This is a genomic window from Paraglaciecola arctica BSs20135 (assembly GCF_000314995.1).
Classification (GTDB): Bacteria; Pseudomonadota; Gammaproteobacteria; order Enterobacterales; family Alteromonadaceae; genus Paraglaciecola; species Paraglaciecola arctica.
Genome location: NZ_BAEO01000002.1, coordinates 1 through 23,818 on the forward strand (window position 1 = coordinate 1; position 23,818 = coordinate 23,818).

General features: G+C 40.0%; 29 protein-coding genes. 14 read left to right on the forward strand and 15 right to left on the reverse strand.

The annotated features are described in order from the left end of the window. Positions 1–28: 28 nt before the first annotated feature. Together tnpA and GARC_RS00035 are read right to left on the reverse strand one after the other, a co-directional pair. Positions 29–472: an IS200/IS605 family transposase gene (gene tnpA, locus GARC_RS00030; protein ID WP_153810824.1), complete on the reverse strand. Its 444-nt coding sequence runs from the start codon at positions 470–472 to the stop codon at positions 29–31. A 305-nt stretch (positions 473–777) separates the two neighbouring features. Next, positions 778–1,680 carry a DMT family transporter gene (locus GARC_RS00035; RefSeq protein WP_039988242.1) on the reverse strand — a complete coding sequence of 301 codons (903 nt, stop codon included), beginning with the start codon at positions 1,678–1,680 and terminating at the stop codon, positions 778–780. Positions 1,681–1,753: 73 nt separating this feature from the next. Between GARC_RS00035 and GARC_RS00040 the strand changes: the two genes are divergently transcribed. Beyond that, on the forward strand, positions 1,754–3,229 hold the full coding sequence (locus GARC_RS00040) for a M20 family peptidase (RefSeq protein WP_007615354.1): 1,476 nt from the start codon (positions 1,754–1,756) through the stop codon (positions 3,227–3,229). Between the two features lie 12 nt (positions 3,230–3,241). On the opposite strand, the gene GARC_RS00045 is transcribed toward GARC_RS00040, so the two are convergent. Together GARC_RS00045 and GARC_RS00050 are read right to left on the reverse strand one after the other, a co-directional pair. After that, the gene (locus GARC_RS00045) at positions 3,242–3,649 is read right to left on the reverse strand and encodes a GFA family protein (RefSeq protein ID WP_007615356.1); all 408 of its coding nucleotides are present in this window, start codon (positions 3,647–3,649) and stop codon (positions 3,242–3,244) included. Between the two features lie 18 nt (positions 3,650–3,667). Next, on the reverse strand, positions 3,668–4,051 hold the full coding sequence (locus GARC_RS00050) for a DUF3224 domain-containing protein (RefSeq protein ID WP_052151440.1): 384 nt from the start codon (positions 4,049–4,051) through the stop codon (positions 3,668–3,670). Positions 4,052–4,134: 83 nt separating this feature from the next. Between GARC_RS00050 and GARC_RS00055 the strand changes: the two genes are divergently transcribed. The 4 genes from GARC_RS00055 to GARC_RS00070 all read left to right on the forward strand — a co-directional run bounded on the left by GARC_RS00055 (position 4,135) and on the right by GARC_RS00070 (position 6,089). Further along, positions 4,135–4,920 carry a helix-turn-helix transcriptional regulator gene (locus GARC_RS00055; RefSeq protein WP_007615360.1) on the forward strand — a complete coding sequence of 262 codons (786 nt, stop codon included), beginning with the start codon at positions 4,135–4,137 and terminating at the stop codon, positions 4,918–4,920. Between the two features lie 125 nt (positions 4,921–5,045). Beyond that, positions 5,046–5,300 (forward strand): type II toxin-antitoxin system Phd/YefM family antitoxin, encoded by a 255-nt coding sequence (locus GARC_RS00060; RefSeq protein WP_007615362.1) that lies wholly within the window; start codon positions 5,046–5,048, stop codon positions 5,298–5,300. After that, positions 5,293–5,553, forward strand: coding sequence for a Txe/YoeB family addiction module toxin (locus tag GARC_RS00065; RefSeq protein ID WP_007615363.1), 261 nt, complete (start codon positions 5,293–5,295; stop codon positions 5,551–5,553). The genes GARC_RS00060 and GARC_RS00065 overlap by 8 nt, the downstream gene beginning before the upstream one ends. 80 nt (positions 5,554–5,633) lie before the next feature. Then, entirely contained in the window at positions 5,634–6,089 is a 456-nt protein-coding gene (locus tag GARC_RS00070) for an IS1096 element passenger TnpR family protein (RefSeq protein ID WP_007615365.1), read from the forward strand. A gap of 27 nt (positions 6,090–6,116) precedes the next feature. Here the strand turns inward: GARC_RS00070 and GARC_RS00075 are convergent, their stop codons facing one another. Genes GARC_RS00075 through proB form a run of 3 tightly spaced genes read right to left on the reverse strand, consistent with a single transcriptional unit; the run spans position 6,117 to position 8,970 of the window. Further along, positions 6,117–6,581, reverse strand: coding sequence for an HAD family hydrolase (locus tag GARC_RS00075; RefSeq protein WP_153810825.1), 465 nt, complete (start codon positions 6,579–6,581; stop codon positions 6,117–6,119). A gap of 5 nt (positions 6,582–6,586) precedes the next feature. Further along, positions 6,587–7,837, reverse strand: a complete 1,251-nt coding sequence (locus GARC_RS00080) for a glutamate-5-semialdehyde dehydrogenase (RefSeq protein ID WP_007615368.1) — start codon at positions 7,835–7,837, stop codon at positions 6,587–6,589. 35 nt (positions 7,838–7,872) lie between these two features. Beyond that, a complete protein-coding gene (proB, locus tag GARC_RS00085; protein ID WP_007615369.1) occupies positions 7,873–8,970 on the reverse strand; it encodes a glutamate 5-kinase in 1,098 nt (365 codons plus the stop codon). A 262-nt stretch (positions 8,971–9,232) separates the two neighbouring features. Here proB and GARC_RS00090 point away from each other — a divergent pair, with 262 nt between their 5' ends. The 5 genes from GARC_RS00090 (at position 9,233) to GARC_RS00105 (ending at position 13,249) form a co-directional block, all read left to right on the forward strand. Then, positions 9,233–11,704 (forward strand): M1 family metallopeptidase, encoded by a 2,472-nt coding sequence (locus GARC_RS00090; RefSeq protein ID WP_007615370.1) that lies wholly within the window; start codon positions 9,233–9,235, stop codon positions 11,702–11,704. Beyond that, a complete protein-coding gene (locus GARC_RS00095; RefSeq protein ID WP_007615371.1) occupies positions 11,697–12,197 on the forward strand; it encodes a DUF6702 family protein in 501 nt (166 codons plus the stop codon). Before GARC_RS00090 ends, GARC_RS00095 begins: the two co-directional genes overlap by 8 nt. A gap of 95 nt (positions 12,198–12,292) precedes the next feature. Continuing rightward, positions 12,293–12,415: a DUF3149 domain-containing protein gene (locus GARC_RS26135; protein ID WP_007615372.1), complete on the forward strand. Its 123-nt coding sequence runs from the start codon at positions 12,293–12,295 to the stop codon at positions 12,413–12,415. 221 nt (positions 12,416–12,636) lie between these two features. Further along, entirely contained in the window at positions 12,637–12,888 is a 252-nt protein-coding gene (locus GARC_RS00100; protein WP_226989036.1) for a DUF6868 family protein, read from the forward strand. Positions 12,889–13,000: 112 nt separating this feature from the next. Next, a complete protein-coding gene (locus GARC_RS00105; RefSeq protein ID WP_007615378.1) occupies positions 13,001–13,249 on the forward strand; it encodes a DUF3297 family protein in 249 nt (82 codons plus the stop codon). 88 nt (positions 13,250–13,337) lie between these two features. Here the strand turns inward: GARC_RS00105 and GARC_RS00110 are convergent, their stop codons facing one another. Together GARC_RS00110 and GARC_RS00115 are read right to left on the reverse strand one after the other, a co-directional pair. Beyond that, on the reverse strand, positions 13,338–13,940 hold the full coding sequence (locus tag GARC_RS00110) for a hypothetical protein (protein WP_007615380.1): 603 nt from the start codon (positions 13,938–13,940) through the stop codon (positions 13,338–13,340). Between the two features lie 78 nt (positions 13,941–14,018). Then, the gene (locus tag GARC_RS00115) at positions 14,019–15,251 is read right to left on the reverse strand and encodes a sterol desaturase family protein (protein ID WP_007615382.1); all 1,233 of its coding nucleotides are present in this window, start codon (positions 15,249–15,251) and stop codon (positions 14,019–14,021) included. A gap of 178 nt (positions 15,252–15,429) precedes the next feature. Here GARC_RS00115 and GARC_RS00120 point away from each other — a divergent pair, with 178 nt between their 5' ends. The 3 genes from GARC_RS00120 (at position 15,430) to GARC_RS00130 (ending at position 17,621) form a co-directional block, all read left to right on the forward strand. After that, positions 15,430–16,230, forward strand: a complete 801-nt coding sequence (locus tag GARC_RS00120; protein ID WP_007615384.1) for a DUF3014 domain-containing protein — start codon at positions 15,430–15,432, stop codon at positions 16,228–16,230. After that, positions 16,230–16,775, forward strand: coding sequence for a DUF1285 domain-containing protein (locus GARC_RS00125; protein WP_007615399.1), 546 nt, complete (start codon positions 16,230–16,232; stop codon positions 16,773–16,775). The genes GARC_RS00120 and GARC_RS00125 overlap by 1 nt, the downstream gene beginning before the upstream one ends. A 93-nt stretch (positions 16,776–16,868) precedes the next feature. After that, positions 16,869–17,621 carry a class I SAM-dependent methyltransferase gene (locus GARC_RS00130; RefSeq protein ID WP_007615401.1) on the forward strand — a complete coding sequence of 251 codons (753 nt, stop codon included), beginning with the start codon at positions 16,869–16,871 and terminating at the stop codon, positions 17,619–17,621. A 36-nt stretch (positions 17,622–17,657) separates the two neighbouring features. Here the strand turns inward: GARC_RS00130 and tusA are convergent, their stop codons facing one another. The 3 genes from tusA to rph are packed head-to-tail and all read right to left on the reverse strand — an operon-like array spanning position 17,658 to position 19,275. Further along, the gene (gene tusA, locus GARC_RS00135; RefSeq protein ID WP_039988247.1) at positions 17,658–17,921 is read right to left on the reverse strand and encodes a sulfurtransferase TusA; all 264 of its coding nucleotides are present in this window, start codon (positions 17,919–17,921) and stop codon (positions 17,658–17,660) included. Then, positions 17,911–18,552: an orotate phosphoribosyltransferase gene (gene pyrE / locus GARC_RS00140; RefSeq protein ID WP_007615405.1), complete on the reverse strand. Its 642-nt coding sequence runs from the start codon at positions 18,550–18,552 to the stop codon at positions 17,911–17,913. Before pyrE ends, tusA begins: the two co-directional genes overlap by 11 nt. 9 nt (positions 18,553–18,561) lie before the next feature. Then, positions 18,562–19,275, reverse strand: a complete 714-nt coding sequence (gene rph, locus GARC_RS00145) for a ribonuclease PH (RefSeq protein WP_007615407.1) — start codon at positions 19,273–19,275, stop codon at positions 18,562–18,564. 314 nt (positions 19,276–19,589) lie between these two features. On the opposite strand from rph, the gene GARC_RS00150 reads away from it, so the two are divergent. Continuing rightward, positions 19,590–20,453, forward strand: coding sequence for a YicC/YloC family endoribonuclease (locus GARC_RS00150; protein WP_007615409.1), 864 nt, complete (start codon positions 19,590–19,592; stop codon positions 20,451–20,453). Positions 20,454–20,594: 141 nt separating this feature from the next. Here GARC_RS00150 and GARC_RS00155 read toward each other — a convergent pair whose 3' ends face one another. The 3 genes from GARC_RS00155 to GARC_RS00165 are packed head-to-tail and all read right to left on the reverse strand — an operon-like array spanning position 20,595 to position 23,816. Continuing rightward, entirely contained in the window at positions 20,595–20,978 is a 384-nt protein-coding gene (locus GARC_RS00155) for a RidA family protein (RefSeq protein ID WP_007615410.1), read from the reverse strand. 55 nt (positions 20,979–21,033) lie between these two features. Further along, the gene (locus GARC_RS00160; protein WP_007615412.1) at positions 21,034–22,677 is read right to left on the reverse strand and encodes an amidohydrolase family protein; all 1,644 of its coding nucleotides are present in this window, start codon (positions 22,675–22,677) and stop codon (positions 21,034–21,036) included. Between the two features lie 32 nt (positions 22,678–22,709). Beyond that, positions 22,710–23,816: a YkvI family membrane protein gene (locus GARC_RS00165; RefSeq protein WP_007615415.1), complete on the reverse strand. Its 1,107-nt coding sequence runs from the start codon at positions 23,814–23,816 to the stop codon at positions 22,710–22,712. Positions 23,817–23,818: the final 2 nt, after the last annotated feature.

Here is a 23,818-nt window from a genome sequence, read left to right on the forward strand (position 1 = left end):
AAAAAAATCGGCCGCAAGCGACCGAGTTTTAAAACAAACCCAACTGCTTGGCGTTCTTTTCTTTACTATCCAGCTCGATTAGTTCGTTTTGAACATACTTCCTAATTGTCTCTTCATTGGCATTACCAATCGTTTCGACGAAATAGCTCTGTGTCCAAAGCTTACCACCCCAGAAGTATCGTTTATTAATCTCTGGATATAACTTAAAAAACTCTCTCGCTGAGATACTTTTTATAACTTGCATTACATGACTAGGAGCTACTTTGGGTTCGCCTTTGATAACCATGTGAATATGATCTTCTGGAATTTCCAACTCCTGGATATCAAAATCATAGTCATACCCTATTTTACGAATAATCGCCTTCATCGCTTCGCGATACGGCTCTACAAACACTTTGTGTCGATATTTGGGTATCCAAACAAAGTGATACATTAACCGATAAACGTGATGTGTATTTCTCTGAAGTTCCATATGATGAATAGCATAAACTGGAAAAAGACCCAGTTTACACTATCCAGCACGGGGGCAAGCCCCCGAGATTTACGCTACGCGGTTAAAATAATAGGTTCAATAACTTAGTCTCTAACGCCATAAAAATATTACAAATATTCTGTAATATTTTTGCTCAGCCCAAGACTATGAGATTTAAGGAAGCGTATATACCCATAAATAAGGACAAAAACATGTATTTGCTGCTGATGGCCAAGCATATTAAATTGGCACAGGAAATAATCTATAAACAACTGACTAAACAAGATTTATGACCCAGTTACCAATTAGGATTTTTGTGCACGCTTACTAAATGGCAGCGGCAATTTCCCCATAGCAACAGCATTACCTAACAATACAACTGCAACACCAATAAAAGCCTCTACATGCCATTGATAACCTTCAAATATAGTCGATAATATCAAAGCAATAATGGGATAAACCAATACTACATAAGCGGCTTTATCTGAGCCCATTTGTTTAACTAGTTGCATATAGCCACCAAACGCTAAAACCGAACCAAATACCGACAAATAAAACATCGAATAATAATAATTGGGGTTGGTTGGCAAACTAAACTCAGCACCATTAAACATGGCCGCGGTGAATATAAAGATAACCCCGTAACTCATGGCCCAGAAGTTCATTTGAATGACAGGTGTGCCATGATCAAGGATACGCTCAGAGATAACATTGCCCAAAGAAGCAAAAAAGAACGAAGAAAAAGCTAAACTAATACCCAATAACAGATATTGATTAGCACTGACTTTAGCAAACTCAGGTAAGAATATTAAACCTATGCCGAACATGCCTAAGGTTGCCCCTATCATGACTTCCTTGCGAATAGGTTTTTTCAATAAAACCCGTCGTAACAATACGTTGATATACACCATACCAGAGCTCATTAAGGCCACAATCGCACTTATAATGTATTGTTGGCTTTGATATAAAAGCGTGTAATCAAGGGTATATAGACATAAACCAACACCGGCCATTTTGATGTGGATATGTTTCGGTAAACGTAACGATAACTTTTTTATTTTGCAGTAACTAAATAGAATAATTGCAGCTATCAAAAAACGATAAGCAACTGAAAGCGTCGGATCAACTTCACCAAACTGAAAAGTGATAGCCAGCCAAGTGGAACCCCAAATAAGCACCACAACAGAAAACAAAACGAGATTAGACAACTATTTATTACTCTTGATGAAAGGTTATACTAGCCGCAAGTTTACCCAATAAAATCTATAAGTGACTCATTACATGAAAAAAATATTGCTATCCATCACTACCATTATTGTTGTGTTATTGGTTATCGTGGTTTTTCGAGCGACAACTGTTTTTGAAAACAATCAATATCAGGTCACCGAGTCACTCACACCTATTGCTTTAGACAAAGCCGCTGCAATAGACAGGTTTAGTCTAGCACTACAAATTCCCACAATATCCTATGACGATACCAGCAAGTTCGACCATTCAGCATTTCTGGCGTTTCATCAACATTTGGCACAGTCTTTTCCATTAGCACACGCCAAAACACAACTCACTAAGTTCAACGATTACAGCATGGTTTTTCACCTAAAAGGGCAAAACCCTCAACTCAAGCCTGCACTTTTTATGGGGCATATGGATGTGGTGCCTGTTGACGAACAAACTAAAGACCAATGGTTACAACCGCCTTTTAGCGGAAAAGTAACAGACGGTGCAATTTGGGGCAGAGGTGCAATTGACGATAAGGTAAGTGTACTGGCATTAATGGAGTCGTTAGAATGGTTTCTAACGCAAAATAAAGTACCACAAAGAGATGTTTATTTTGCCTTTGGTCACGATGAAGAAGTGGGCGGTGAAGGTGCAAAAGCCATAGCTAAATATTTTGCTGAACAAAACATCCAATTTGAATTCGTCTTAGACGAAGGCGGCGTAATTACCGAGGGTATTATTCCGGGTGCGACTCAACCATTGGCTCTAGTGGGTGTAGCTGAAAAAGGCATAGTGAATTTTAGATTAACAGTTAAAGGCGAGGGTGGACATTCATCACAACCACCAGCACATACTGCGGCGGGGATTTTAGCCAGCGCCATAGTAAAAGTAGAAAATAACCCATTTGATGCACGACTCGAATTTTTTGACTTGATGTTCGATAACATTGGTTATTCAATGCCTTTATCCAAGCGCTTGCCATTAGCCAATTTATGGTTGTTTGAACCATTAATACTTAACACTTTACTTAACAGCCCCATATCAGCAGCAAGCTCTCGTACCACCACTGCGGTCACCATGTTACAAGGCAGCACTAAGTCAAATGTACTGCCAACTATTGCCACAGCTGTAGTCAACTTTAGAATTTTACCGGGCGACACTATAAAGAGTATTCAAGCACATCTTGAACGAGTGATTGATGACCCTAGAGTGACACTTTCTACTGAATTAGCCAATGAAGCATCAGCTGTATCACCTACCGATAATATTGGATTTAAGTTAATTGAAAGTTCCATAAGACGTTTAGACGACAATGTTCTAGTTACCCCTTATTTGGTGGTAGCGGCAACAGATTCAAGACATTTTCAAAACCTATCTGACAATATCTATCGCTTTATGATGGTTTCGCTCAATCCAGAGACCTTAAAACAATTCCACGGGCTAAACGAACAAATAGCCGTTAAGGATTACCTAAATGCAATTCAGTTTTATTATGCAATGTTAGAGCAAACTGCAAGTGGCAAGCCACATAGTAGTTAACCTAAACTCAGGTTAACTAGGGAAGCCATCACACTTGTTGGCTTGCTGACCCTCAGCATACCAACTAGCTCGTTCAGCCCAAAATATATTATCGTTGGGTTGAATGTTCGGCTCGGCGTCTAAACTACCTGCTGGCACAATTAAGGCTTTGCCACTGGTAGTCACAAAAGGCAAACCAGAGCCACATTCAGAGCAAAACACCACGGTAAAGTCACGTTCTGGATAGTTAAATTGTTTTTTATGCTTTGCGCCTGACAGCCATTTGATCGCCTCGTGGCGAGTAAATAAATTAGCCGCATGAGCCGAGCCGGTAATTTTTTGACATTGTTTACAATGGCAAAAATAGAATCGTTTAAAGTCATTCTCAACTTCATAAGTGACCGCACCACAAAGGCAGCCTCCGCTGATTTTGTCGCTCATATGGTCTCCAAAGTTATGCTAGTTTAGATGGATAGTGTAACCCGCCACTCCGTTTTCACCAGAGGTAAAGTCACCTTTTAAGCCAATGAGATTGTCGTCAATCGAACTTTGTATTATCTCAAATTGACTGCTGGCAACACCATTAACAAATTGACCTAGATGTCTTAAAATCAAGTAGCCTGAAATATCGTTAACACTGGCTTGTATAGTTTCAAACCCAACAAACTCAGCGCTGCCATCGGCTTGATAACTCAATAAATACTGTAAGTCGCTGGTACCAACAATATCGCCGCTATACTCAAGTTTGACCTTAGCTAAACTGCGTTTTCCTTCTTCATATTCACTTTGGGTTGTCTCTTGCCAATCTTTTATTTGAAATTGACCTGTTAAGTTTTGCATCATTAGTTCCTTTTATTTGCCGAATTCAAAAGCCTAATGCATGATCAACAATCAATATTGAACAAACACGACAAATAAGCCGATTAATGAAAACCAGCGACAAAAAAATATCCGGTGTTTTGCATCAAACTCGTAGCGCTGAAAATTTTCAATTAAGGCGTTATCAACCTGAACCTGCTCTAGCACCTTTAGTTGAACAATTTTGGTTAGTGGATTGGGATCTTCGAGGAAAACCAGCACACACCCAACAAAACTTACCCGATCCTAATATGCATTTAATCATCAGCAAACAAGGTGCAAAAGTGCTGGGGCCAGTAAGTAAAAAATATAGTTACAGCATGCAAGGGCAAGGCAAAATTATCGGAGTGAAGTTTAACTTAGGCGTATTGGCCAAAAAACTTCATTTCCCTTTAGATAAAGCCCTAGATAGTGAGTTTGAAGTGGCTGATATCTTCGAAATTGACCAACAAAAACTAATGAAAAATACACTTAACGCTAAGAACGACCAAGCAGCAGTTGCTTATTTAAGCCATGAGTTGCAAAACAATATTATTCAATTAGATCCAGCAATTATCAAAGTACAAACCCTTGCAGAGCATATAAAAAATAATAACAACATCAACCGTGTTGAAATCCTTGCAGAACACTGCCACACCTCAGTTCGCAATATACAACGCTTGTTTAAAACCTATGTAGGTTTATCACCCAAATGGTTGATCCGAAAATATCGTCTACACCATGCGTTAGAGAGGTTAGAAAATCAGCAGTTGTCTTTGGCGGAGTTGGCCGCGAGTTTAGATTATGCTGATCAATCCCATCTGACTAGAGACTTTAGTGAGTTTCTGAATATCACCCCCAGACAATATAAGTAACGCCAAGTAAACACCTGTTTAGTATTTATCATCCTTGTAAATACAAGAGCTGTCTTATTATTGTACATGTTAATAGCTTGATGTAGACTTGTCTTATTAGTTGTACAACTTAGAGGTGTAGTGTAATGCGTATTGTATCTTTTACTGAAGCTCGTAATCGGCTTAAGTCAGTGCTGGACAATGTTGTAAATGATGTTGATTATACCGTGATAACTCGAAGAGATGCTGAAGATGCAGTTGTCATGTCAATGGAGCACTATAATAGCTTAATGGAAACGGTTCATTTGCTAAAATCACCGGCTAATGCTGCACATTTATCAAAATCCATTGAGCAATATAATTCCGGTAAAACAAGATTACGAGACATCACCAATGACTAAGCAACTTGCTTGGACAGATGAGGCTTGGAATGATTATCTTTACTGGCAAGGGCAAGATAAAAGAACATTAAAACGGATTAATAAGTTAATTAGTGACGCCAAACGTTTACCCTTTGAAGGTATAGGCAAGCCTGAGCCATTAAAAGAAAATTTATCTGGTTTTTGGTCTAGACGAATAGATGAAACAAATCGTTTGGTTTACGCAGTATCAGATGTATATTTAACGGTCATATCCTGTCGTTATCATTACTAATGCACGAGGTTGCTAATTGGCTAGTCGATGGATTTTCCCTTTAAACTAAACATATTCAGTCAATAGAGTTATCCATATTTATGATATACACCATAAATATTAAACTGCCTAACCCATTGGAACAGATTCATTGGGAATGCGTTATTGAAGTAGATGGCGACGCAAGTTTAGAAGATTTACATTTAATGATCCAAGAAGCAGTTGAGTTTGATAATGATCATATGTATGAATTCTATATTGCTAAAACACTACAAGCATTTGAGCGTAATAGCTTTCAGTGTGATGAGCAAAGAATAGTGGATACAAGTATTGAATATTTTATCCAAACAGCCAAAGATAAAAAGATGTTTTACTTGTTTGATTACGGCGATAGCTGGCTATTTCAGATAAGTAAAACTCGTAAAAAACCTTTTGCCCCTGTTGAGAATATTGAATATCCGAACATTGTCTCTAAAAGTGATTTTCTTCCTGAACAATATCCAGATTGGGATGAAGATGATTTTGATGATGACAAGCCTATTATTCACATTCTTTAAGATTAATCTTAAAGCAATGTATTAACTTCAAACAAACTCACTAAGTTGCTCAACCATTAAGATGTTTTGGCTGGATTTTTGATTTGTAGGGTTAAACCACACCGACTTTAGTCCGGCGGCCATAGGAGCTAAGACGTCTTTTTCTAGGGAGTCTCCTAGCATGCTCACTTGTGAAGGGCTAGCGCCTAATTGCTGGACGATTTTTAGATAGTAGCCAGTATCTGTTTTACTCAATCCTAAGTTTTCACGGCAAAAAACCTGTGTGATAAATTCACTTAGCCCGGCGCGTATTAAGGCGTGGCGAATTTGTACTTCACTGGAGTCTTCGGCGTTAGTGGCGAGGTGACATTGTGCATTTCGGCTTAAGCGCTTTAAACAGTTTTTTGCCCCCGCCACCACTTGTATTTTTGGCCAGTCACACATGGGGCCCGTTTGATTGGGTAAGTCCACCATTAAAGTGTCTCCCCAATCAAACAAGTAGTGTTTTATCACTATGTTTATTCGCGCACTTCGCCGTCACCCATCACAATAAATTTTTCTGTGGTAAGTGATTCAGCTCCCATAGGCCCATAAGCATGTAACTTGCTGGTGGAGATACCAATTTCAGCACCTAAACCTAATTGACCGCCATCGGAAAAACGCGACGAAGCATTGGCCATAACAACGGCTGAATTAATCCGGCGTATAAAGGCCTGTGCTGTGGAATAGTCTTGCGTGGCAATGACTTCAGTATGACCTGAGGCATATTCTTCAATATGTTCAATTGCATGTTCAAAATCTGAAACCACTCTTACCGCAATTTCCATGGCTAAATATTCAGCGTGCCAGTCATCCTCGGTGGCAGCTTGTGCACCTTTGAAATATTCGATGCTGTTTTCACAGGCATGCACCACAGTGTTGTGCTGCGCTAAAAGAGCGGCAGCTTTGGGCAAAAAGGTCTTGGCAACATCTTGATGGACTAATAAAGTTTCTAAGGAATTACACACACCGGTGCGCTGAGTTTTACCATTTTCAAGTAATGCTAATGCCTTGGTTTCATCTGCAGCACTGTCCACATACAAATGACATACACCTTTATAATGTTGGATAACGGGAATACGACTGTTTTCAGACACAAAACGGATAAGCCCTTCACCACCTCTTGGAATAATCAGGTCGATCGACTCGTTCAACGTCATTAACTCGTTCATCACAGCGCGGTCAGGGTCAGGCACCACTACCACAGCAGCAGGATCGATTTGCTGTTTAGAAAGTGAGCTTTTAATACACTCGGCCAGCGCTAAATTAGAATGTATGGCTTCTTTACCACCACGTAACACCACAGCATTACCGGCTTTTAAACACAATGCGGCGGCGTCTATTGTTACGTTTGGACGGGATTCGTAAATCATCGCGATCACGCCTAAAGGAATACGCATTTTGCCTACTTGGATACCGCTTGGCATACGTTCAATCTTAGAGATTGAACCAACGGGATCAGCTTGAGCTGCAATTTCTAATACGGCATTGGCTATATCTTGAATACGAGCAGGGTCAAGGGCTAAGCGGTCGAGCATCGCGGCATCTAAGCCATTTTTTTTACCTGCACTTAAATCTTTCTCATTGGCAACTAAAATAGCGGCGGTGTTTGCCAATAAAGACTCAGCAATATCAGCTAATAATTGATTTTTTTGTTTAGACGTTAAGTTGGCAACTTGGTGCGCTGCTTTTTTAGCTTGTTTAGCCGCGGCTGTAATAGAAAAAGTCATGTTAAATATCCTTGGGTAATTTTGTCTAAATATGTCTAAAGCAACACTAAATCATCGCGATGAACAACAGCTTCACCGAACGAGTAGCCTAAAGTAGCTTCTATTTTTTGGCTGTTGAGACCCTGAATGGCCTTTAAATCACTGGCACTATACTGCACTAACCCTTTGGCAATTACTTTGTTTTCAAAATTAATATTCACGGCTTCACCTGATTTAAATTGACCACTGACGCTTGTGATACCAGAGGGCAATAATGATGCACCTTTTTCTAGTAGTGCTAGTTTGGCACCTTGATCAACTTCAATTAGCCCCGTGACTTTTAAGGTGTGCCTTAACCAATTGTCTCTAGCTTTCACTAAACTCTTGTTGGGAATAAATAAAGAACCGGGTGACTGCCCTTTAGCCAATGCCTCAAATACAATGGGATCTCGACCATTAACTATCAAGGTTTGAATACCCGAATCTACACATTTTTGTGCGGCTTGAATTTTAGTATACATACCACCCGTGCCCATATCACTGCCAGCACCACCAGCTAATTGGTAAATGCTTGCATCTATATTGGTGATTTCTGGAATCAGTTGCGCATTGGGGTTTACCCTTGGATCGGCATCATAGAGTCCATTAATATCGGAACAAATAATCAAGGTATCTGCCTCTGCGACTAACGCCGTATAAGCTGCCAGATTATCGTTATCACCTACTTTTAGTTCATTAATTGCCACAGTGTCATTTTCGTTGACTATGGGTAAGGCATGATTTTTTAATAGTTCTCGCAAGGTGTTTTTGATGTTTACGTAGCGAGTACGGTTATGTAAATCATCAGCAGTAAGCAAGATTTGCGCACAATCACAATCGAACAGACTCGACCAATTAGCCATCATGTGGATTTGCCCTATTGCCGCCATAGCTTGTTTTTCAGCAATAGATGGACGATGTTTAAAGGCAATTTTACCCTTTCCAGCGGCAACACTGCCTGAAGAGACCAAAACCACCTCTTTTCCTTGTTTACGACTTTCACTTATAAACGTTGCAATATGTCTAAGATACTCTTGACTGCATTGATTATCATTAGGAGCAATTAGGCTACTACCTACTTTAATTACTGCTCGTTTCCAGCTGATCTTGGTCATTACTTACCTCATTACATTACAAGGCTAGAGTACGACAAAACACTGCATAAACAAGCCAATGTAGTTATAAGCTATGATCGAAAATAAGCGCATTAGGATAAATTCATATAAAAATAAGGGTTTTGGGGGTAAAATCGAAGCCGAACTAGGGTAATTCGATTAGTTAGAGAAAGAATTACCCAATTATTTATAATAAAATGGTTAGCTGAGATAAATAAATAATAAATAGCTGCAGCTAATATTAAAACAATCAGGGAACATAATGCTTAATAGACTTATAACGATAGCATTGCTGTCACTTGCCGCCTTTGCTTCTGCCAATGCGTCAATAAACCAAACTAAAGGTGATTTTGAAGATAAGTTTCGTCAACTAGATGAATCATTGCCTACCCCTAATGTCTACCGCAACGCAGCGGGTGAACCCGGCCATGCGTATTGGCAACAGCAGGTAGATTACAAAATCAAAGCTAAGTTAGACGAAGAAAAACGTCGAATTGAAGCCAGCCAAGACATTACCTATCACAATAATTCGCCTGATACCCTCAAATATCTTTGGATGCAATTGGAGCAGAATAAGTTTCGTAATGACTCTATGTCTGCCATGACAACCACTTTTGGCGGCATCGGTAATCGTGGACCAGCAACCTCAACTGCCTCTAGCGGTAAAGCAGCACAACTTAGTTTAGGCGCATTACGCCGCCAACAGTTTACTGACGACAATGTATTGGGTTTTGACATTCAATCGGTTAAAGACAGTAATGGTAGGATCCTTAAACATACTATAGTCGGTACCAATATGCGCATCGACTTATCTGCTCCTCTTAAGCCAGGTAAACAAGTCGAATTTTCTATCGATTATGCCTTCAATATTGTAGAAGAAGACGCGGTATCAGCTCGTTCTGGTTACGAACATTTTCCTGATGACGAACGAGAAGGCGGTAACGACATATTCTTGTTAGCTCAATGGTTCCCACGTTTACATGCCTATACTGATTACGAAGCTTGGACTAACAAAGAGTTTATCGGCCGCGGTGAATTTACCTTGGAATTCGGTAACTATGACGTTGAATTAACAGTCCCTGCCGACCATATTGTTAGTTCTACTGGTGAATTACAAAACCCAAAAAGCGTTTTGACATCTACCCAACGTAAACGTTTAAAAGAAGCAGAAAAAGCGGATCGCATCGTATTTGTTGTCACTGAAGAAGAAGCCTTAGAAAACGAAAAAGAAGGCACCGATAAATCTAAAACATGGAAATTCAGCGCTAAAAACGTACGGGACTTTGCATGGGCTTCATCTCGTAAGTTTATGTGGGATGCTCGAGGACATCAACAAGGTGGTAATGATCAACCTTTGGTTATGGCGATGTCTTTTTATCCAAAAGAAGGTGGCGAATTATGGCAGAAGTATTCTACCGAAGCCGTGATCCAAACATTAGAAGTCTATAGTCGTTTTTCTTTTGACTACCCTTATCCAGTAGCCCAATCAGTCAATGGCCCGGTGGGCGGCATGGAATATCCAATGATCACCTTCAATGGTCCTCGCACTGAATTGCAAGACGATGGCAGCCGTACCTATTCACAAGCCGAAAAACGTTTCTTAATTGGTGTGGTTATCCATGAAGTTGGGCATATTTACTTTCCTATGGTCGTTAACTCAGATGAACGTCAATGGACTTGGATGGATGAAGGCCTAAACAGCTTTTTGGACGGCGTAGCAGGGCGAGAATGGGATCCAACTATTCCTTGGGGAGTAGAGCCTCGCGATATCGTTAGTTATATGAAATCCACTAATCAAGTGCCTATTATGACTCAGTCAGATAGCGTATTACGTTTAGGCCCAAATGCTTATGGCAAACCTGCTGTTGCATTAAATATATTGCGCGAGACCTTATTAGGTCGTGAATTATTCGACTTTGCCTTTAAAGAATACGCACAGCGCTGGAAATTCAAACGCCCAACTCCTTCAGACTTTTTCCGTACTATGGAAGAAGCCTCAGGCGTTGATTTAGATTGGTTTTGGCGCGGTTGGTTTTACAGCACGGATCACGTGGACATCTCAATAGATAAAATTTCTAAGTTGCGCCTGGATACTAAGGATCCTGATATCGATTTTAACCGTTTACGTCAGGAAGAATTAGACAAACCTATGTCTTTAACCGACGAACGTAATAAAGCTGAAGGCAAAAAACTATGGGTTGAACGTTTCCCAGATATCACTGACTTCTACGACGAAAATGACAGGTTTACTGTTACTAACAAAGAACGTAACTCTTACCAGAAGTTCTTAAAGAAGTTAGACCCATGGGAAAAAATCGCCTTAGAACGCGCAGTTAAAGAAGATAAAAATTATTACGTATTAGAGTTTTCCAATAAAGGGGGCTTGGTGATGCCAATCATCTTAGAGCTAACTTTTGCTGATGGCACTAAAGAAAATCAATATATCCCTGCTGAAATTTGGCGCCGTACGCCTAAAGCCGTGAATAAAATGATAATCACTGACAAAGACAAAGAGTTGGTTAGTGTCACTGTAGATCCTCGCTGGGAAACCGCTGATGTCAATGTGGATAACAACCATTACCCACGTCAAATTATCCCGTCACGTATCGAAGCTTATAAATCCAAAGATAGCACCAAAAAAGTATCTAGAGATATTATGCAAGACATTAAGACTGAGCTAAAAACAGACGATGACGAAGATGACAAAGAAGGCGACAAAGACAACAATGAATAAGATTGTTTTCTGGGCAATAGGAACGCTGCTGTTTGCAGCGTTCTCTCTGTCAGCCCACCAACAAAAAACGGCAATTAGCACTGTGTTGTTTAACCCGCGTACCGAAAATATCGAAATCATGCACCGTTTTAGGGTGCATGATGCGGAACATGCAGTAAAAGAAATATTTGGTAAAGATGCGGATATCATTGACTCAAAAAAGACCCAACAACAGTTTGGTGACTATGTTAATCAGCGCTTTAATTTGTTTGATAGTGATAAGCAACCACTACCACTAAAAATGGTGGGAGTTGAACTAGATGGCAAATTTTTATGGGTATACCAAGAAACCACACAACCTACCAAATTAGACAATATGACAATCCGTCATAACGCCCTACGTGATCTTTGGCCAGAGCAAATCAATACCATTAACGTTGAAGGTAAAGGCAAATTACAAACACTAACTTTTGCCGATTCAGTTGAACTTCTAACATTAAAATTTGAACACTAACAATCCTCTAACAAAGCTGATTTAGATCAATATGTGCTTTTGATAATTGTCTAAAATCACCTCTGATAAAAAGTTATTTAACAGAGGTGATTCATATGTGGGATCTAATATTACACGACCCGGTCGCTTGGGGCTCCATCCTTGGCATTGGTATAATGGTGGCTATGGCTGCTTATTATGTCTATTTGTTTATCCATAATACTAAAGATGATCTTTAAAGGTTAAAGTCTTATCTAGCACAAGCAATTAGCAGGACTGCCAATTAAAAAAAGGCAGTGTACTCACACTTTCACAAATATAGATGACTAGGCACGGCCTTTGAGACCTAGCTCTATATAACTCGGTTTGATCAATAAAGAGCTAGATACGTAAGTGACTAAAGCTTGTATTGAAGCCAACTTGCAACTAATGCACTTCAGTCTATGGCATAAGGAACATAATGATGATCACACTTGAGCAACTAACTGAATTACTCGGATGGGCATCAATTTTAAATATTGGAATATTACTCTTCGCTAGCATAATGCTAGTTTTAATGAGGTCGTTCATTACCTCCATTCATAGCAAAATGTTCGGTATTCCAGAAAACGAGCTAGCCATTGTTTACTTTAATTATTTAGCAAATTACAAAACTCTATCTTTTGTATTCACCATTGCACCATACCTAGCGCTTAAAATAATGGGCCAATAAAGTCCATAATGAATAATCAAAGTAACAACAATCTTTAAACTCTACTTCTGTTCTTGAGCGCTAATTCTATATTGTCTACAATAGCGCACTTTTATTAAATCAGGTCATCAACATGAACGATACTAAGTCGTTACCCGCTTTACCGGATCGCCTTTCGAGTAATCCTCGTAGCCCACATCATGTGGAAGAAATTTTCGAGCATAACATTGGAATACGCTTAAACGGCAAAGAACGCATTAATGTAGAGGAATATTGTATCAGTGAAGGTTGGGTGAAAATCCCCTCTCCTAAAGCGTTGGATCGCCGAGGACAACCTCTACTGATGACTTTAAAAGGCACCGTTGAAGCCTTTTATAGCTAACCAGTCAACCTGAATCAGGTTAACTGGTTTTGCCCACAGGAAGTTAAATGGGCATATAACAAATAACAGTGGAGCTATATTCCGGAATTCAGCGATTTATAGCTTCATAACCCCAAGGTTCGGCAGGGGCTGATATTGCCTTAGTCAAATCAAAGTCGACTCTAAACTCTCTTCCTTCACGCACTAATCGATATGAAAACTTATCTGGGTAGATATAAATTTGCCAAGTATTGGTGATAGATTGCGGTAGACCATGCTGAGCAAATAATTCTATTGAGTATTGGTCGACAGGGAAAGATTGAATTTGGTCGTAACCTGCGTCCAGTGTATGTCCACCATACATAGTAACAGGATCATCGGAGCCATCTTTATGGCGGTGATCATGTTTTAGACTTAAACCACTCCCGGTTTTTTTAATAATCCATGTGCGGGATGCATTGTCTCCCACATAAAAGGGAATTTGTAATTCAGTTTGGTTGCACTTGCGTAAAAACATAACCAATTTATTATCGAATGCAGCGCTAGGCTGGTTATCTACTGCAACTTTTCCCTCGAAAGCTTTGCCACAATGCTCTGCAATACTAGAGAAAAAAGCATCATGAGTAGGAATTGAGACTAAAGGAGCCTCCCTAGATAAGGCCGCACTACTAAGGAAGATAAAGGAAAATATCAGCCCTTTGTTTATATCCATTTAGTCATTCTTCTTATTAGTTTTTGCTTATCAATAGAAAGCCTGCCTTTAAAAACAAAATAAGCAGGCTTCCACAAGCTAATTAAGAGCCTTAATCATAGACTCTGGAGTGTTGATAATGTCTTGCTTCTTGAATAATAAAAACAAACCGTTAATCAAGATGCTTATTCCTAATGTCCATTCAATCCATACAGGCAATGGATAAATTATTAGCGTTATTATAATGAGTGCGAATTTTATCCATTCTAAATAAATAGCTAGCGGGTTATTTTCCAACACTAAACCAGCAGAAATACTGCAATAAAACACAAAGAGCACAACCAAAACTTGCTCTGCTAAAGTAAAGTCTGCAATGTTCATAATTAGTAGCAAACCAATAAACACAATCAATGAATACTGTAAAACGCTATATAATTTGTTAGTCATAGTCAGTTGAATATCAAACTTTTTAAATTTAGTCAGATCAACTTTAGCCAGAGGATAGTTTTGCTCAACATCGGCAGGGCGCCAACCGGTGCGCTTAAACCAAATAAGAAATTTATCTTGCCAACGTTTTGCGTGCCAACAGTCTTTGCCTAGCTGCGCATAAACATGTACGTTGGCCCACAGCGGATTCCAACTTTTCAAAGCTTTTCGAATACCATATATAGGTGGGTCTTCATCTAATTCTTCTTGGAATGAACCAAACAACCTATCCCAAAGTATGAACACTCCACCATAGTTACGATCAATATAGATTTGGTTTTGCGCATGATGAACACGATGATTTGACGGAGTAACAAACACCCATTCATACCAACCCAACTTGGGAATATGCCGAGTGTGGACCCAAAATTGATAGATGAGGTTTAATGAGCCTACAGTAATTAATACCAAAGGTTCAAACCCCAATATGGCCATAGGTAGGTAAAAAATCCAACTGAAAAAGCTACTGCCACTTTGCCGTAAAGCCGTGGTTAAGTTATATTCTTCACTTGAATGATGCACCACATGGGCAGCCCACAAAATATTCATTTCGTGGCCTAGACGGTGATTCCAGTAGTAACAAAAATCATAAAGCACAAACGCAGTCAGCCACATCCACCAGTTCGATGGCATGTGAAATAAAGCCATCTGCTCATAAGCCACCACATAAATGGTTAGTGGGACTAACAGCTTAATTATGCCAGCCATTCTGCTCAACACACCTGCTGTTAGGCTATTAATACTGTCATTTACACGGTAATAATCAGTACCTTTAGCTTTTTCTAACAACACTTCGATAACAATCAGCAGGAAAAAAAACGGAACTGCATATAAAATAATATTCACATTACTTCCACATGTCTTAAGTTAGGTTAACAACACAATCAGTTTAATTGCCTATTAATGGTCAGTCCAGTTAAGAATACAATTACAGTATTTTACACTCTGCGCGTATCATTTAGATTGAATTTTGAGTAGGCTGAAGTGTCCAAGTAATTAAAGACATTTAGTTAATAGGAAAATCATGAGCGAAGAATCAAAAAAATCGTTAGTTCCGCATTTCACTATAGGTGCAATAGTTTTGGCTATAGTTTTAGCAGTTGTGTTTTGGCCCAGCGAACCTGAGCCTGAACCAGTCATTGTGATGCCTGAACCGCCTGTCATTATCGAGCCAGTTATTGAAGAACAGCCTACTATGCTCATTCCAGAGCCTGTAGTAGAACAACCTGAGCCAGAAATTATCCCCGAGCCAGAGCCATTAGATATAAGTGACGGTACGATTAAGACCAAATTATTAACTTTATCGGACTATGACACTTTCGCACGTTTACTGATTAATGACGCACTACTAGAGCGCTTCGTTATAATGACCAATACCTTAGCTGAGGATGGAATAGCGGCTAACAACAGAATATTAGTTAAGCCAGAAAAACCATTTCGCACTTACAGGCAAGCCGATAAAGAATGGATAGACCCTGCTAGTTTTAAACGTTATGCGCCTTACGTTGAAGTGCTTGAGTCTCTCGAAACAGCATCATTATTGCAGCTATATCAAGAATACAAACCGGCCATTGAAAAAATATTTTCTGAAATTGGTAGCCCTTCTGACAACTTTGAAGAAAAACTTAAAGACGCAATTGACGTTTTGTTAGATACCCCTGAAGTGCCTTTCCCGGTTGAAGTGTATACCGAAAGCGTAATGTTCAAGTTTAAAGATACTCAACTTGAGTCTTTAACTGCACCTCAAAAGCAATTGTTGCGTACTGGTCCTGAAAACATGCGCCGCATTAAAGCTAAATTGCGTGAAATAAAAGAAACACTTTAATGGCGACTTTCGACTTAGGGGCTTTTCAGCAGCAAATCAGTTCACAAAATGCTGCATTGCCCCCTGTTGATAAATGGAACCCTGATTTTTGTGGTGACATAGATATACAAATAAAACATGACGGCACTTGGTTTTACATGGGCACGCCTATCGGCCGCAAGCCCTTAGTTAAACTTTTTGCCAGTGTTTTAAAACGTGAAGGCGATAGTTACTTTTTAGTGACCCCAGTAGAAAAGGTAGGCATTCAAGTTGAAGACGTGCCCCTTATCATTACTCAATGGCAGAAAGAAGATGGTAAGTTGTTACTTACGACCAACACAGACAATGATTTAATTGTTAGTTCTGAAAATCCTATACAGATATTTGCAGACAAAAAAACTGGTGATTATCTACCTTACGTTTTAGTCCGCAGAAACTTATGGGCCCGTTTACATCAAAATGTCTTCTACCAACTTGCTGAGTTGGGAGAAGAGCAAGAGTTAGATGGGAAGCGCCATCTCATGCTTAGTAGTGGAAATTACAGTTTTAGCCTAGGCGAGTTATAACAAGACCTAAAAATATGAAATTAAAACCTTATTGCAGAGGTCTTTAATAGTCGCGTATAACCCCTTAAATAAACTAACAATGGAGCTATATTAGTGAAAAAATTTCTACCATTATTGTTACTCGCTGCGAGCATCAGCTCAATAGCCGCAGATAACTTTGACGCTACAGCAGAGAAAATCAAATCGGCACTAAAAGCAGAAATCAGAGCCGAAGCAGAAACCGACCGAGATAAAAACCGCAAAGCTCTGCAAACCCTAGAGTTTTTTGGCTTGCGGGATGATATGAAAATTATCGAGCTTATTCCTGGCGGCGGCTGGTACACCAAAATTTTGGCACCGGTTGTTAGTGAAAAAGGCCAGTATTACGCAGCTATTGGTACAGGACGTATTAATGACTTAACTAAAGAATCTGGGTTCGAAAAAATTAAAATTGTTGCCGAAGATGCCAAACTTTACCGTAAAGATGGCGAGCGCTTTTATTCTTTAGATGCTGATTCTCTTGGAGTAAAAGATCTTGATATGGTACTGACCTTTCGTAACTATCATAACTTTGCAGAGCAAGGCCGTCGCAACATGAATAAGTTAGCCTTTGAAGCTCTCAAGCCAGGTGGTGTTTATGCCGTAGTAGACCATACCGCGCGTCATATGGAAGAGCCAAACGCAGCGAACAAACGCCGAGTCGATCCTGTTTTAGCAATAAAAGAAATCCAAGAAGCGGGCTTTGAATTGGTTGATTATAGCGACCTACACTATCGTGCTGATGATGAATTACGCTATGAGGTAGGCGTTAAGTCTGTTACTGGCAATACCGATCGCTGGACCATCAAGTTTCGCAAACCCAATTAAACAATATTCAGTAAGTGAAGATAAAAGGTCGCTAAGTTAGCGACCTTTTTTGATCAAAAATTTATAGGGGGAGTTGGCGCTCTGAAAATCCAGCAACTCATGCTCCATAAATCGGCAAAAGCTGGGGATATCGCGAGTGGTCGAGTGATCGTCGGCGCTCACGGCTAAGGTCTCGCCGATTTGCATCTCACGAATTTTTAGGCGTACCATCATCACGGGCTCAGGGCAACGTAAACCAATAGCGTCTAATTGGTAATTTGCCGATTCAAAAGGACAAGACTGACTCACCTTAGATCCCATAATCCACACGATATTGTTGGATATTAGCCAAGTGCGCAGCCATATCTGCTTTGTCACTTAGATAATCCACCAAATCAGCCAAACTAATGATCGAAATCACCTTAGTATCAAAGTCACGTTCAACCTCTTGAATCGCCGACAACTCACCTTGGCCTTTCTCTTGCCTATCTAGAGCAATCAGAACACCTGCAAGTTGCGCATTATTTGCTGCTATCAATTGCATGGATTCACGAATAGCCGTACCTGCGGTAATCACGTCATCCACCAGCATGATTTTGCCTTTTAAGGGGCTACCCACTAGATTGCCGCCTTCACCATGAGTTTTGGCTTCTTTGCGGTTAAAACAATAAGGTTTATCGACATTATGTTTATCGGCTAACGCCACTGCTGTAGTGGTGGCGATAGGAATGCCTTTGTATGCAGGGCCAAATAACACATCGTAATCAATACCTGATGCTTGCAAGGTTTGTGCATAAAACTGTCCAAGCTTGGCTAAATCACCACCAGTATTGAATAATCCTGCATTAAAAAAATACGGGCTAGTACGGCCTGACTTAAGCGTAAACTGACCAAATTTTAATACATTGCGAGCTAGAGCAAACTCAATAAAGTTACGTTGATAATCTTGCATTATAAAGTCCTAGTTCAAAGCCAATTTTTGCTCGTCGAACAATTCACGAATACCGTTTTTCGCCAATTCCAACATTTCATTTAACTCACCAAGATCAAAAGGTTCGCCTTCAGCTGTGCCTTGTACTTCGATGAACTTGCCTGTGTCTGTCATCACTACATTCATATCAGTTTCAGCATCAGAATCTTCAAGATATTCTAAATCGGCAATAGCGATACCTTTATAAACACCAACAGATAAGGCCGCAATCATATGTTTGATTGGATTAGTTTTTAGAATACCTTTAGCCCGCATCCAACTGAGTGCATCAGCCAAAGCTACACAAGCACCGGTAATCGAAGCAGTACGTGTACCACCGTCAGCTTGGATAACATCACAATCAACCACAATAGTGTTTTCACCCAATAATTTTAAATCCACTGCAGCCCGCAATGAACGTGCGATTAAACGCTGAATTTCAAGAGTACGTCCGCCTTGTTTACCTCGCGCAGCTTCACGATCAGAACGAGTATGAGTCGCTCTTGGCAACATACTATATTCTGCGGTCACCCAGCCTTTACCTTTGCCTTTCATAAAACGTGGCACACCTTCGGTCACAGAGGCATTACACAACACTTTAGTGTTGCCAAACTCAATCAATACTGAGCCTTCAGCATGACAGGTAAAATTGCGGGTAATAGTAACAGGGCGAATTTGACTGGCGGTTCTTCCACTTGGACGCATGATGTTCTCCTAAATAATAGTGCGCGGAATTATAAAGGCTTCCGTACAAATTATCTTGGGTTTTAAGCTGATCATTTTTAATTAATACTCCAAGACTCTCGTCCCAAGTCACAATAAGGGTTAATACCATCACACATAGAGATTTCCCGAATCGCGAGTTTTAAAGAAATTGACTCTGGGTTACATAAATTTGAAAGGACCCCGATATCTGCAGCATTCGCACTCCTTGATTAAGGCTCTTTAAAACTCGCTGAGTGCGCAATTCTTAATAGGCAATGGTATAATGTCTGCAACCAAGACTTAGGAAGATTTCAATGATTTACAGTATGACTGCTTTTGCTCGCCGCGAACTTAAAGCCGATTGGGGCACAGCCGTGTGGGAAGTGCGTTCGGTTAACCAACGATTTCTTGAAACTTATTTCCGTCTACCTGAGCACTTTAAAAGCATGGAGCCGGTGTTACGTGAACGTTTTCGCAAGCAGTTACAACGAGGCAAAGTAGAATGTTCATTACGTTTTGTAGCTAACGATGCAGCCGTTGGCAAACTCAATCTAAACGAAGATCTAGCCAAACAAGTAATGAAGGCCGCAGATTGGGTACAATCACATGGCCAATCAGCCGGAGTTAACCCTTTAGACGTATTACGTTGGCCTGGGGTCATTTCAGCCGACGAATCTGATATGGATAGTATTCAAGCCGAAGTACTGGCTGAATTCGACCTCACCCTCAAAGATTTTATCGAGGCACGCGCCACCGAAGGCAGCAACCTCAAAGCCATGATCGAACAACGTTTAGACGGCATAAACGTCGAGGTAGAAAAAGTCACTGCCCACATGCCAGACGTCATCAAATGGCAACGTGAAAAAATCCAAGCGCGTTTTGAAGAAGCCAAAATTGAACTTGATCCAGCCCGCGTAGAACAAGAAATGGTGATGCTGGCACAAAAAGTAGACGTAGCCGAAGAACTAGACCGCTTATTATCCCATATTAGCGAAACCCGAAAAATTCTCAAAAAAGGCGGAGCTGTTGGTCGCAGACTAGATTTTATGATGCAAGAGTTTAACCGTGAGTCGAATACCCTTGGCTCTAAATCCATCAATACCGACATCACCCAATCAGCGGTAGAATTAAAAGTATTGATTGAGCAAATGCGCGAGCAGATCGCAAATATCGAGTAAAAGCAAGCAGCCACCCCACTTACCTAAACTGGAAAATTTGTTTTTGTGTTTGGGAGGCGGAACTAAAGGCATTTACATTTAAACAGAACGCATTGAACAATAATGTTCAATGCGTTGCTGTTTTTATACGATGATTCAATATTAGTAGGCGGCAATGGCTTCTATTTCTACTTTTGAGCCAGGCAACATTAGCTGTGACTGAACAGTTGAACGAGCAGGGCGGTGATCACCTAGAAACTCTGCATAGGCCTTGTTGAATTCAGCAAAGTCATTTTTATCTGTTAACCAAATACCCAGTTTTACAATGTTATCTTTAGTGAGTCCTTCCTCTGCTAAGATGTTGGCAATTTGTTTCAAGCACAGTGTTGTTTGTGTGGCGATATCATCGGTATTTAGTGTGCTATCTGTATTAAAGGCTAATTGCCCGGATACAAATAATAATTCACCCGCTTTATAAGCTTTTGAAAATGGAGCAACTTGGCCATTAGGTAAAGTAATTTTATCGCCAACTGGTTTAGTGTTCATTGTATTTCCTAGTCTATTGTATTAATAATTTTTAAGTGTGACTGGTACAGCCGTTTTATTTTCTAACGTTAATCTCTATTTGATCTAGTTTTCCAGTTTCTTGCACTGGAAAACGGATAGGTTTACCAGGGAACACTTTTTGTACTTTCGAATTTTCCACAACAACTGTGCCATTTACTAATACGTAGGGAATACCTGTGGAGGGCAGTGTGCCTTCTCCAGGGTTGAAAGTAGCGTTATCGGTGACAGTGGCAGGGTCGAATATAACTATGTCGGCATCAGCCCCCTGTTGCATACGACCTTTGTAACGAAAATCACTTACACCAGCAAATTCTTCCATATACTTTGCATGTAAATAACTCATTTTAGAAATGGCTTCCATTAAGGGCATAACGTTTTGTTCACGTACCAAGCGCAACACTTTAGCTCTAGTACCTGATGCTCTAGGGTGAACAGATTTGCCTTCATAGGGAGAGTCCCAAGGATAATATTCGCCTTTAGCATTTTGAACTGGCATACCATCAGAGACGATCACCACACCGGGTGTTGATATCCATTCGCCAACTTGCTCTTCTGGGTTAACTTGGACAATGACAACACTTCCTGGATTATTTTTACGATTATAGTCATAACTTTCTTTATCCCATGGTTTACCGCCAACACTGCGGATATCAGAATAAGTGATTCCTATTAATGGCAGTTGATCTTCATTTAGGATGGCACTTGCAGCAATAGTAGAAGCAGCGCCGTAAGGATAGACTTCCCCCCATACTTTAGCTCCGCGTTTTTTAGCCGCATTAATTAATGGAATTGAGTATTCCCAATCTTGAATACTGTTGAGGTGTGCCGCTAAAAATGGCGCATCTAAAATCATCGCATTAGCCAACATCTCTTGAACGCCTAACATGCCTCCAGAAGGTGGCATAACACCTACAAAACGAGTATGTCCATTTGAAACACGGTTATATTGAGCCGTTAGCTCTTGATATTTGAACATTTCATATTGAGTTATTCCGTCTTTCATATAGCCGACTGGAATACCGGTACCAATGGCGCCTTGACGTAACCCTTCATCGATATAAGCTAATATTTTTTCCAATTGCTGTTGTGAAGAAACAATATGTGACCAGCCCATTTTGCGGTTTTCTTTTTTTGCTTTAGCTGCGGCAGCATATACCACCCCAGGGCCCAATAAATCGCCGGTATCATTACCGAGTGCTGCTATTTCTGGACCATCTAACACCGAGAGCCGAGCAAAAGCAGCATTAACAACCATGCCGTAATTGACTTGGGTTTTTCCTTTGGCATCGGCATACCATTTGCCAACATTGCCCGCTCCAGATTCTAAATCCAAAGAAGTAGTCAGCCCATCACGTAAACTTACCTTGCGACTAAATGGATCGGTTCCATGTTGATGGCCTTCAATAAACCCTGGTGCAACCACATGATTTTTAGCATTTATTTGTTTAGCACCTTTGATAGTTTCGCTGGTAATTATGGCAATTTTTCCATTTTTGATACCGACGTTTCTAATCCCATCAAAATTGGATTCGGGATCCATTACACGGCCGCCAACAATAACTAGATCGTATTTTTTGTCGCTAACACTATCGGCAATAGCATGAACTGGAAACAATAACGCCGAGGCGACTGTTATCGGAATAGCTAACTTTTGTATTTTTAATTTGAGATGATTCATACTTTAAACCTTGAATAGAAAAAGAAGTTTTATTAAATAGGTCTGTCTTGTTGAGTCATTAATTTATACACACCAATAGACAACACAGGCACTACAAATAAGGCGATAAAACCGTAAGTTAACACCCCATAACCTTGTGCAATTAAGTTAATCAAACCAAATTCATTACCTAAATAACTGGCTAACAATAAAAAACTTAAGGCGAGTGTGGGACGTAATGATTTTGGTAAAGGTTTATTCAAGTGCTGATAAGCAGCAGCTACACGCTCATTAACCGCATGTAATAATGCAGTACCTGTTTCAATGAAAGTACCAAAAATAACAACATTAAAAACTAAGCTAAACCATGGTGAATCCAGTGCCGCCAAAACAGAGGTAACGGGTACACTTTCGTTTTCAATCGATGGATAAAATGCAACCAGCAATAGGTAAAAGCAAATACCAGGAATAATAGCCAACAGTCCAGCAAGTAAACCTGCTCCAATGGCTTCTTTGCGGCTAGATAGATGTCGAATACAAAATAAGATCGAAGGGATCACGGCTAAGTTATAACCCGCGTATTTTACACCACTACTAAACCAATCGGATGTGGCTATATCGTTGAGTGCAGGATCAGTCAATTTTGAGAATATAATATCTCCCCATTGGCCAAGCCCCCAATATAGAAAAATAAAATAAACCACATAAAGTACAAATGACCATGAAGCTAAAACCTTTTCAATTAGGTTGCTGCCATAAAAAGTAAGGAGGGTTATAGAAAACATCAAAACAGTAGTACCAACATAACTGGGTACATCGAATTGTGCTGCTACCATTTCACCCGAAGCTTTAGTGATAATAGCGAGTATCAAAAATAGTAGTGTTAGGTAACAAAGTTCAAATAACACCCAAGCTCGACCGAGCAATACTTGAAAAAAGGAACGGTAGTCATAACTCTTGAATACTCGTGATAATTCAAAAGTTACGGCGATAACAACACTCCATACAACTGTTGTTACAGCCATAGCAAGTAAACCTGCTAATGGACCTAGATGCAGAAAAAACTCGACTAATTCCCTACCGGTTGCATATCCACCAGCTATTACTACGGATTGAAATAACAAACCCGGTAGTAAATATGTTCGGATAAACTTCATCATCT

Coding starts and splice junctions, on each gene's coding strand:
- tnpA (WP_153810824.1), bottom strand. CDS start 472: ATGGAACTTCAGAGAAATACACATCACGTTTATCGGTTAATGTATCAC.
- GARC_RS00040 (WP_007615354.1), top strand. CDS start 1,754: ATGAAAAAAATATTGCTATCCATCACTACCATTATTGTTGTGTTATTG.
- GARC_RS00045 (WP_007615356.1), bottom strand. CDS start 3,649: ATGAGCGACAAAATCAGCGGAGGCTGCCTTTGTGGTGCGGTCACTTAT.
- GARC_RS00050 (WP_052151440.1), bottom strand. CDS start 4,051: ATGATGCAAAACTTAACAGGTCAATTTCAAATAAAAGATTGGCAAGAG.
- GARC_RS00055 (WP_007615360.1), top strand. CDS start 4,135: ATGAAAACCAGCGACAAAAAAATATCCGGTGTTTTGCATCAAACTCGT.
- GARC_RS00060 (WP_007615362.1), top strand. CDS start 5,046: ATGCGTATTGTATCTTTTACTGAAGCTCGTAATCGGCTTAAGTCAGTG.
- GARC_RS00065 (WP_007615363.1), top strand. CDS start 5,293: ATGACTAAGCAACTTGCTTGGACAGATGAGGCTTGGAATGATTATCTT.
- GARC_RS00070 (WP_007615365.1), top strand. CDS start 5,634: ATGATATACACCATAAATATTAAACTGCCTAACCCATTGGAACAGATT.
- GARC_RS00080 (WP_007615368.1), bottom strand. CDS start 7,837: ATGACTTTTTCTATTACAGCCGCGGCTAAACAAGCTAAAAAAGCAGCG.
- proB (WP_007615369.1), bottom strand. CDS start 8,970: ATGACCAAGATCAGCTGGAAACGAGCAGTAATTAAAGTAGGTAGTAGC.
- GARC_RS00090 (WP_007615370.1), top strand. CDS start 9,233: ATGCTTAATAGACTTATAACGATAGCATTGCTGTCACTTGCCGCCTTT.
- GARC_RS00095 (WP_007615371.1), top strand. CDS start 11,697: ATGAATAAGATTGTTTTCTGGGCAATAGGAACGCTGCTGTTTGCAGCG.
- GARC_RS26135 (WP_007615372.1), top strand. CDS start 12,293: ATGTGGGATCTAATATTACACGACCCGGTCGCTTGGGGCTCCATCCTT.
- GARC_RS00100 (WP_226989036.1), top strand. CDS start 12,637: ATGATGATCACACTTGAGCAACTAACTGAATTACTCGGATGGGCATCA.
- GARC_RS00105 (WP_007615378.1), top strand. CDS start 13,001: ATGAACGATACTAAGTCGTTACCCGCTTTACCGGATCGCCTTTCGAGT.
- GARC_RS00110 (WP_007615380.1), bottom strand. CDS start 13,940: ATGGATATAAACAAAGGGCTGATATTTTCCTTTATCTTCCTTAGTAGT.
- GARC_RS00120 (WP_007615384.1), top strand. CDS start 15,430: ATGAGCGAAGAATCAAAAAAATCGTTAGTTCCGCATTTCACTATAGGT.
- GARC_RS00125 (WP_007615399.1), top strand. CDS start 16,230: ATGGCGACTTTCGACTTAGGGGCTTTTCAGCAGCAAATCAGTTCACAA.
- tusA (WP_039988247.1), bottom strand. CDS start 17,921: ATGGGATCTAAGGTGAGTCAGTCTTGTCCTTTTGAATCGGCAAATTAC.
- pyrE (WP_007615405.1), bottom strand. CDS start 18,552: ATGCAAGATTATCAACGTAACTTTATTGAGTTTGCTCTAGCTCGCAAT.
- rph (WP_007615407.1), bottom strand. CDS start 19,275: ATGCGTCCAAGTGGAAGAACCGCCAGTCAAATTCGCCCTGTTACTATT.
- GARC_RS00150 (WP_007615409.1), top strand. CDS start 19,590: ATGATTTACAGTATGACTGCTTTTGCTCGCCGCGAACTTAAAGCCGAT.
- GARC_RS00155 (WP_007615410.1), bottom strand. CDS start 20,978: ATGAACACTAAACCAGTTGGCGATAAAATTACTTTACCTAATGGCCAA.
- GARC_RS00160 (WP_007615412.1), bottom strand. CDS start 22,677: ATGAATCATCTCAAATTAAAAATACAAAAGTTAGCTATTCCGATAACA.
- GARC_RS00165 (WP_007615415.1), bottom strand. CDS start 23,816: ATGATGAAGTTTATCCGAACATATTTACTACCGGGTTTGTTATTTCAA.